Annotated in this window: 2 protein-coding genes; both read right to left on the reverse strand. The window is 56.0% G+C overall.

Annotation, left to right across the window (positions count from 1 at the left end; genetic code table 11):
- Positions 1–918 (reverse strand): SMP-30/gluconolactonase/LRE family protein (locus H5U08_RS18370; protein WP_297036479.1); only part of this gene is annotated, 918 nt, incomplete at its 3' end.
- A 54-nt stretch (positions 919–972) separates the two neighbouring features.
- Positions 973–1,545, reverse strand: a 573-nt coding sequence (locus H5U08_RS18375) for an NAD-dependent epimerase/dehydratase family protein (RefSeq protein ID WP_297036481.1), incomplete at its 5' end; no start/stop codon positions are given.

Raw genomic sequence — 1,545 nt, forward strand, 5'->3', positions numbered from 1 at the left:
CAGGAACTTGTCTGCGGACGTGACAAACAAAGTGCGGAACTCTTTTCCGCCGAAAACGCAGTTCGAGGCGTAGGGCACGGCAATTGTTCCGAGATACCGCCCCTTCTCGCTGTACACTTTAATGCCCGTCTTTCCACAGGCGACGTATAAATTCCCCCACTCATCCATGGTCATGCCGTCGGGATGGGCTCCCAGATCGATCCATTTTTCCACTTCACCGAGTTTTCCCGGTCCGATCACTGGATACCGATATATGATCCCCGCCGCGTTGTCCGCCAGATAAAGGTACCGATTACGGGGATCCAGTAAGATGCCGTTCGGCCGCACACAGACTTCGGACACGCGTGTAACTTCCCCCTCGGGGCTGACGTAATAAACGGCTTCTTTCATCAGTGACGGCTGACCCCGATGATGGTAATTGGGATCGGTAAAATAAAAACCGTCTTGCAGATCGACGGTAAGATCGTTCGGTTCGTTAAAGGGCGTCCCCTGATAGTTTGACGCCACGATGCGCTTTTTCCTGGTTGTGACGTCGAAGGCGACAACCCTGCGGGCAGCCCCTTCACAGACCAGAAGTTCGCCCTTGCTGTTGAACATCATGCCGTTGGCGTCAGTGCTGTCGTTGACGAAGAGCTCCACCCCTTTTCCTATCCGGTAAACATAGATTGAGTCGTTTTTCCCATCCGAGAAATAGACATTTCCTTCGGCATCGGCGGCCGGTCCTTCACAGAATCCGTAACCGGTTCCCAGGACGATGGGTTCTGTTCCCGGCGGCACGATGTCGGCGACACTTTGCGGCATCTGGCCCGCTTCCGAATCTGCTTGACTATCGTCCGCACAGGCAGCAGCCAGGCCGCAGAGGATGGCAATCGTGCACAGTACACTCCAGCAATCGATGACAGAAAAACGGCACTTCATCGTGATCACCTTTCGTGCTTGACCCACGTTGTCTGTTTACCATGTTAGTTCGCGCTATGACTTTCGACGGTAACCGTCGGGGTGATCCCTGAACCACCGCCAGGCGGTCTCCACAATCGCGTCGATGTCTGTGTACTCGGCGGTCCAGTTCAGCTCGCGGCGGATTTTGCTGGCATCCGCGTAGAGGATAGCGGGATCGCCCGGCCTCCTGGGGCCATATACCACCGGGATCTTTCGGCCGGTGACCCGTTCTACCGACTGGAGGACTTCTTTCACCGAGTATCCGCGACCGATGCCCAGATTATAAATGAGCCGCGATCCCGCCTGGAGCGCCTCCATCACCATGATGTGGGCACGACAGAGGTCTTCCACATGGATGTAGTCCCGGATGCACGTGCCATCCGGGGTGGGATAATCGGTGCCAAACACGACGAACTGGGGGCGCTTTCCCAGAGCTGTAAGCAGAAGAGAGGGAATCAAATGGGTTTCTGGATCGTGGTCCTCTCCCAGAGTGCCGTCCCGCGCTGCTCCCGCCACGTTGAAGTAGCGGAGCGCTGCATAGGAAAACGTCGGCCGACTCGTTGCATAATCGGCCAGAATTTTTTCCACAAAAAGTTTGGAGCGTCC

This window comes from Thermogutta sp. (assembly GCF_014359955.1).
GTDB lineage: Bacteria > Planctomycetota > Planctomycetia > Pirellulales > Thermoguttaceae > Thermogutta.